The following is a 7,058-nucleotide window of genomic DNA, read 5'->3' as shown; positions in this document are numbered from 1 at the left end:
CTTCTATGTCAATTATGGCTATGTCTGATGCCAGCATACTTTTTAGAACACCACCCAGGATTATAAGACTAGATTTGCAGCGATCAACGATATTATTAGATACATCGAGCTGTACTACAATCAGACTAGAATTCAAAAGGGTTTGGGCTATAAATCACCAAGACAGGTGTGGTTTGATTATTATCGTCAGGCTGCGTAATTAAAATCTCCCAAGTTTATGTGTACGGATTTGACGGCAGGGGTCATGTGCCATGACGCGCAATAAACCGAAGAAGCATGATCTTTCCTAATAAAAAACATTCATATAAAAAGGTATGACTCCCCTTTTTTACCATCCATTATGCAAATAATCCCCACATGATACTACTTTAGTATTTTAATTACCTAATCATACCACTGTGACGGTTTGCTACTTTTTTGGCCCAATCAGATAAACCTCATGTAAATTGAGAACACACCCTAAAAAGATGCCAGCCCGAACGCTCGACGATATATCTGCTATTATAGCGATAACGTACAAATGTATATTCTAAAGAAACTTTCTTGAGACTCACCATAATCCTTCTGCATACCTCGCTCACCAGCAAGACAACCCTCTTTTTAACAGCAGCGATATTATCCGTGTCGGCACTGGCTGCTGATTTTAACCAAACCCAATATTTGGCTGATCAAGCTGATGCTAAGGCTCAATATAGCCTTGGCTTGGCTTATTACAACGGCCAAGGCGTGCGTCAAGATTACAGTAAAGCGGCTAAGTGGTATCAAAAAGTAGCCAACCAAGGCGATGCTGATGCTGATGCTGATGCTGATGCTGATGCTCAATATATGCTTGGGCTGATGTACGATCAAGGCGAAGGTGTTCGTCAGAATAATGCTACTGCTAAAGAATGGTTTGGTAAATCTTGTAATAACGGTCTTCAAGTTGGTTGTAATAAGTTTCAACAATTAAATGCAAAATAGAAAGCCTTAGAGCTTTTCAGAAAAAAAGATAAAGAGGTTATTGAAAATAACCTCTCAACTTTATGCTGCTCAATCCTCAATACTATTGACCCAACCAAACTCTTCCAGGATACGCATCCATTGATCGTCTAATCCCGCTTTTAGCAATAACGGCTCGCCAGTGACCGGATGGCTGAGCGCTAAAGTCTGAGCATGTAGCAGCATGCGCGTACAGTCATATTGAGTACGAAAAAACCGCGTATGACGTATATCACCGTGACTGGTATCACCCACAATGTGATGGAATAAATGCCTCATATGTCGACGCAGCTGATGCTTACGTCCAGTCTCAGGAGTCAAACGCATAAGACTATAGCGGCTAGTGGCGTGTTTTTTTGATACCGCAAATGGTAGCTCAATTTGTGCCAAACTCTGCCAGTGGGTAACCGCTTCTTGAGCAGGTTTGTCCAAGTTGGCAAACTTATCAGCGATGGCATCGGGCTTAAAGCTCAACGCATAATCAACGCTACCCTGCTCTGACATAAAGCCGCGCACCACAGCTAAATACTGCTTGGTCACTTGGTGTGCAGTAAACGCCTCGGTCAGACTACGTGCCACAGCTGAGCTCTTGGCAAACAACAACACGCCCGATGTAGGCCTATCCAACCTATGCACCGGAAACACATGACAACCCACCGCATCACGAGTGAGTTGTAGGGCAAAGCGCGTCTCGCCTCTATCCAGCCAGCTGCGATGCACCAGTAGCCCAGCTTCTTTATTAATCGCCACCAGATGCTCATCTTCATAGATGATTTCTATTTGATTGACGATATCACTTTCGGAGCCCGTGTTTTCGATATTCATGTTTTCAGTGCCCATACTTTAGGTCTTAATGAAGCCGTTTCATCGTATAAGTTGTGCTAACTTTTAACAGAATCTAGGGTCTGTCCTCATTTTTAAAATGGAGGAACGCCCTAGCCAAAACGCTGTTGCAAATAAGCATTGATATCATTAGATTCATACATCCATTGGACATCATCGTTTTCTTGAATACGTAAACAAGGCACTTTTATCCGTCCACCGTTTTCAGCAAGCTCATTGCGAAATTGCTCATTATTTTTTGCATCTCGTAGCTCAACAGGCACATTCAACTTGTGAATTTGACGGCGGACTTTGACGCAAAAAGGACAAGATTGAAATTGATATAAAGACAATCCTTCACCAGCCTGATTAACTAAAGCTTGCTCTTCCTCAGTGCGAGTCATGGCTTTACCTTGCGTCATGACACTTATACCAGCGATAATTCGCCCTAGACCTTCTCGTAGTAATTTAACTAACATCCTTACCTCTTCAAATTATATTATTTGGTTTTTTTGACCCTTTGAGAGTCAATCATCAATTTATATTTGTGTGATTGTTAATGCTTCTCAGGTATACACACTTTAGCACTCATACTTTTTAAAACATCAAAAAAGCACCCTACCAACTATTTTTACTTCATTTCAAAGCATATATCTCTCAACGTCAGTGATGCTCACCAGGGAGTATTTTTGCAAAAATACGCTGTGCCAGGTTGGGTTTTCTATCCCTCGTTCGAGCAGCAGTCGAGCTAGGAAATATACGATAACCAATGGACTGAATACTCACATTAAATGAAGGCATCAAAGAATAACTGGCCGAGGCAAACTTGCCCATGTTACTGGCAATACTATTGGGCTTGTCGACGATAGCTCTTGCAACCATCATTGCTGCTTCATCAGGCATCAACGCTGGCATATAGCGATATAGCTTGGTTGGAGCAATCATAGGTGTACGAACCAATGGCATAAAGATATTGGTGACTTTAATATTGTCACCTTTCACTTCCGCTGCTAAACAACGGCTAAAAGCATCCAATGCAGATTTGGAAGCCACATAAGCGGCAAATCTTGGGCTATTGGCCAACACACCAATCGATGAAATATTGACAATTTGACCCGTTTGACGTCCAATCATCGTTGGTAAAAACCCTAAAATAATTTTGACGGCCCCAAAATAATTGATTTCCATGGTACGCTCAAAATCATGAAAACGATTGACTGACTCATGGACTGAACGTCGAATCGAACGACCTGCATTATTTACCAATATGTCGATATGCTTAAAGTCAGCTAGGATTTTTTGACTTGTAGCCTCAATGGCAACCATATCAGTGAGGTCACACGCATAGTAGTTTGCCTTACCCCCCAATCTTTCTATTTTATCTTTGACCATTTTTAGCTTGTCTTCGGTACGTGCCAATAAAATAACATGTGCACCGCACTCACTAAGCAAAAAGGCGGTACGCTCACCGATACCACTTGAGGCACCAGTAATAATAATGATTTTGTCTTTAACAACGCTAGTGATTGCTGTCTTTGATGGATTGGCCATAAAAATTCCTTTTTGTTTGTCCCATTCCTATGATCGTTCGATTATAGAATAACAAGAAAACATAAGATAAAGTGAATTAAGGTAAAGTGAATAATAAAACTACGGTCTTATTCAGATAGGGTGAGGGCTTTAGAATTTCAAAAGCCAATAAAGGCATGGTTGTCTGATTTAAAATTTTGGTGATTCATTCATGGGCTTTTAAAAAATCTTCAACGGCCTGAAACTGCCCTGCAGTACTTTCTTCGCTATACATGGCTTGCCTAAAAGCGTTGGATTTTGGAATACCTGTCGTATACCAAGCGATATGTTTGCGCGCGATGCGGCAGCCAGAGTATTCACCATAAAAGGCATATAACTCTTGCAAATGTGTTAATACAATTTCTTTTATTTCACTGATACCGGGCGCATCAAGATGCTCACCAGTCCGTAAGAAATGTCCGATATCACGAAATAACCATGGCTGACCTTGAGCGGCGCGGCCAATCATAACGGCATCACAGCCAGTCAGCTCGTACACACGCTGTGCTTTTGTCGGGCTATGGATATCACCGTTAGCAATGACTGGGATACTGATGCTTTCTTTGACTTCACGTATCAGATCGTAGCGCGCCTCTCCGGTATACATATCCTCTCGCGTACGCCCGTGTATAGCGATAGCAGCAATACCGGCTTGCTCTGCCCGCTTGGCCACTCGTAAAATATTTTCGCGGCCATTTTCATAACCCAGTCGCGTCTTCAGAGTGACTGGTGCATCCACCGCATTCACAGCAGCATCTAACAGACAGGCGACTAAGTCTTCATCTTGTAATAATGCAGATCCTGCCAGCTTGCGGCATACTTTTTTGGCAGGGCAGCCCATATTGATATCGATTATTTGCGCGCCATTATCAATCTGATAACGCGCCGCTTCCGCCAACTTATCTGGCTCGGCTCCTGCTATTTGCGCTGAAATAGGGGCAATCTCACCATCAAAATTGGCACGGTATAATGATTTTTTGCGAGCGTATAGCGCGGTATCGGCGATGATCATCTCGCTCACCGCATGACCTGCGCCAAATGATTTGCACAATTTACGAAATGGGTTGTCAGTCACGCCTGCCATAGGGGCAACCATCAAACGGTTTTCAATCGTAAGACCACCAATATTTAACGGCTGTAATAATGGATGCTCAGATACTGGCAAAGACGAGAGTGGAATAGGAAAATCTATAGACATAAAAAACGGCTTGATTTACGAGGAAAACAAGCCGTTATTCTAAGGGTTCGTACGCGTATTGCAAGCTATTCACGTGAATAACTTGCATCAATAAACACTAATTTATCATCATTGAGCGTATTACTTATCAAACACACTACCCTGCTCTAAAGTAATATCTTCATCGTGTTCTTGCATGCGCCACGGTAAACTGTCAGGCGATACATTTAAGAAATGCAGATACTTTTCAAACTGATCTATGATGTCATTGATAACCGATTCTGTTTTATAACCATACAAATCATAGGTTTGACCCCCGCGGCGTAAATATACCTCAGCACGGTGATGATGCTCTTGTGGCAATTCTCCTGCAGTCGCTTCGGTATAATCAGGCGCTTCGTGCTCAGATAGACGTACCTCATACCAAAACTCGACATCATCGCCACGATGTAATTCTAGTACGGCACGGTTGTTTATCGCATCATAGTTAACATCAGTAATCCAACCCGTTTCTGCAAACTTTTCTGATACTTCTACCATCGACGGCATAACCACATTTTTGATATACATCAATACCTTGTCACGAGTTGGCTGCTCAGTAATATAATCAATACGGTCACGCCATGCTGACGGCTTAAGTAGATGTGGTGGTAATCGGTTGTCGTTATCTAAGCTTTGATCGCGATGACCTTCAATCCGTAACGCACGCCACATACCAAAGATAGAAATCAATATGATAACAGCGAAAGGCAACGCACTGACAATAGCAGCAGTTTGCAATGCTGTCAGACCGCCTGCCAATAGTAACACTGCCGCTACAGCACCTTCTGTCACTACCCAAAAAGTACGCTGCCACCATGGTGTATCGCTACGGCCACCAGCAGCGAGTGAATCAATAACCAATGATCCTGAATCTGATGAAGTCACAAAAAACGTGATGATGAGCAATATCGTCAGCGACGACACAAACTGAGTAAATGGCAAGTTTTCAAATAATTTAAACAAAGCGATGGCTTGGTTGTTTTGTACCTCACTAATAAGCGAAGTATAGCCATCCATCATAATCATATGTAGAGCCGTATCACCGAACACAGCAAACCAAAAGAATGTGAAAAAGGTAGGTACCAGCATAACGCCTAGCACAAACTCACGAATAGTACGACCACGGCTGATTTTGGCAATAAATAGCCCAACAAACGGAGCCCAAGCAATCGTCCATGCAAAGATAAACAGCGTCCAACTACCGATCCAGTCACTACTCTCGTAAGCTTGTAAACTAAAGGTACGCTCAACAATATTGCCCAGATAACTGCCCGTATTTTCCATAAAGGCATTTAAAATAAAAATGGTAGGGCCAACAATAAATACAAAGACCATCAGTGATGTGGCCAGTACCATATTGAGTATCGACAGCCGCTTAACACCTTTATCCATACCTGCTAGCACCGATACTAAGGCAGCCGCTGTAATGACAGCAATGGCTATCACCTGTACTGTGGTATTAACTGGAACAATATCGGGTAGCAGATAGTTAAGACCGGCATTAATTTGCGATACTGACAAACCTAAGCTGGTGGCGATACCAAACAACGTACCCAAAATAGCGAATACATCAACCGTATGACCAATCGGCCCATGAATTTTTTCACCAATTAATGGATACAATGTGGAACGCATAGACAAGGGTAGTCCATGACGAAACGCGAAATACGCAAGCGACAACCCTACCACACCATAAATAGCCCAAATGTGAAAGCCCCAATGAAAATAAGCAATTTGCATCGCCTCTTTCGCTGCATGAATGGTTTCGGGCGTAGATAAAGGTGGGCTGGCAAAATGAATAACCGGTTCTGCTACCCCATAAAATAGTAAAGCAATACCGTAACCTGCTGAAAACAGCATGGCAAACCATTCTAGAAACTTATATTCAGCCTCTCCATGGTCTGGTCCAAGCTTGATATTGCCATATGATGAAAATGCCAACACAATGATAAACAGTAAAAATATGGCAACCGCCAACATGTAAAACCAACCAAAAGTCTCGGTCGTAAAGGTTAGTACAGAACTAAATAACTCACCTGCAGCTTCTGGGTTAATGGCAGTACCAACAACCAATAAAATCATGACGATAGCAGCTGGCAAAAATACGGGCAGTAAAATAGTGGATCGAGCAGTTTTATCTTTCATAAAAGTGATCTCACAAAATAGGTTTTCAATTATTATTTAAAATCAGTCTCTAACAAGAGACCTAAGACGATAGGAGTTTCCGTTATTAAGATAACAATCGTTAAAGATAGCCGTTAAAGCGAGTCATCAAATAGAATCACTAAAACTAGAAAAAACTGCTTATTATCATAAATAGCAAATACGCAAATAATGGCTTATTAATAAACAACGCCTGCAATATAGGTATAAAAAATATTTTTGACGTTTAGGGGCTGTATAGAATTGAGAAAACATTGAAAAAAATAAGCAACGCCTTACTCTAATGTTTACCACAATAAAGAAACAA

At 41.9% G+C, this 7,058-nt stretch carries 6 protein-coding genes and 1 pseudogene; 2 read left to right on the top strand and 5 right to left on the bottom strand.

All coding sequences use genetic code 11. The annotated features are described in order from the left end of the window. Positions 1–55: 55 nt before the first annotated feature. Positions 56–199: pseudogene (locus EI164_RS13610) on the top strand (IS3 family transposase); the annotation flags it as partial. A gap of 344 nt (positions 200–543) precedes the next feature. Then, a complete protein-coding gene (locus EI164_RS13605) occupies positions 544–960 on the top strand; it encodes a tetratricopeptide repeat protein (protein ID WP_225739303.1) in 417 nt (138 codons plus the stop codon). Positions 961–1,029: 69 nt separating this feature from the next. Here the strand turns inward: EI164_RS13605 and truC are convergent, their stop codons facing one another. The 5 genes from truC to EI164_RS13580 all read right to left on the bottom strand — a co-directional run bounded on the left by truC (position 1,030) and on the right by EI164_RS13580 (position 6,733). Beyond that, on the bottom strand, positions 1,030–1,818 hold the full coding sequence (gene truC, locus EI164_RS13600) for a tRNA pseudouridine(65) synthase TruC (RefSeq protein WP_225739302.1): 789 nt from the start codon (positions 1,816–1,818) through the stop codon (positions 1,030–1,032). A 95-nt stretch (positions 1,819–1,913) separates the two neighbouring features. Then, positions 1,914–2,279 carry a glutaredoxin domain-containing protein gene (locus EI164_RS13595; protein ID WP_192520471.1) on the bottom strand — a complete coding sequence of 122 codons (366 nt, stop codon included), beginning with the start codon at positions 2,277–2,279 and terminating at the stop codon, positions 1,914–1,916. Between the two features lie 184 nt (positions 2,280–2,463). After that, positions 2,464–3,351 (bottom strand): SDR family NAD(P)-dependent oxidoreductase, encoded by an 888-nt coding sequence (locus EI164_RS13590; protein ID WP_192520470.1) that lies wholly within the window; start codon positions 3,349–3,351, stop codon positions 2,464–2,466. A gap of 184 nt (positions 3,352–3,535) precedes the next feature. Further along, positions 3,536–4,567: a tRNA dihydrouridine synthase DusB gene (gene dusB, locus EI164_RS13585; RefSeq protein WP_192520469.1), complete on the bottom strand. Its 1,032-nt coding sequence runs from the start codon at positions 4,565–4,567 to the stop codon at positions 3,536–3,538. A gap of 120 nt (positions 4,568–4,687) precedes the next feature. Further along, the gene (locus EI164_RS13580; RefSeq protein ID WP_192520468.1) at positions 4,688–6,733 is read right to left on the bottom strand and encodes a BCCT family transporter; all 2,046 of its coding nucleotides are present in this window, start codon (positions 6,731–6,733) and stop codon (positions 4,688–4,690) included. Between the last annotated feature and the right edge of the window lie 325 nt (positions 6,734–7,058).

This window comes from Psychrobacter sp. FME13, assembly GCF_014861395.1.
In the GTDB taxonomy this organism is placed as follows: Bacteria; Pseudomonadota; Gammaproteobacteria; order Pseudomonadales; family Moraxellaceae; genus Psychrobacter.
This window is presented reverse-complemented; position numbering and strand designations above follow the sequence as displayed.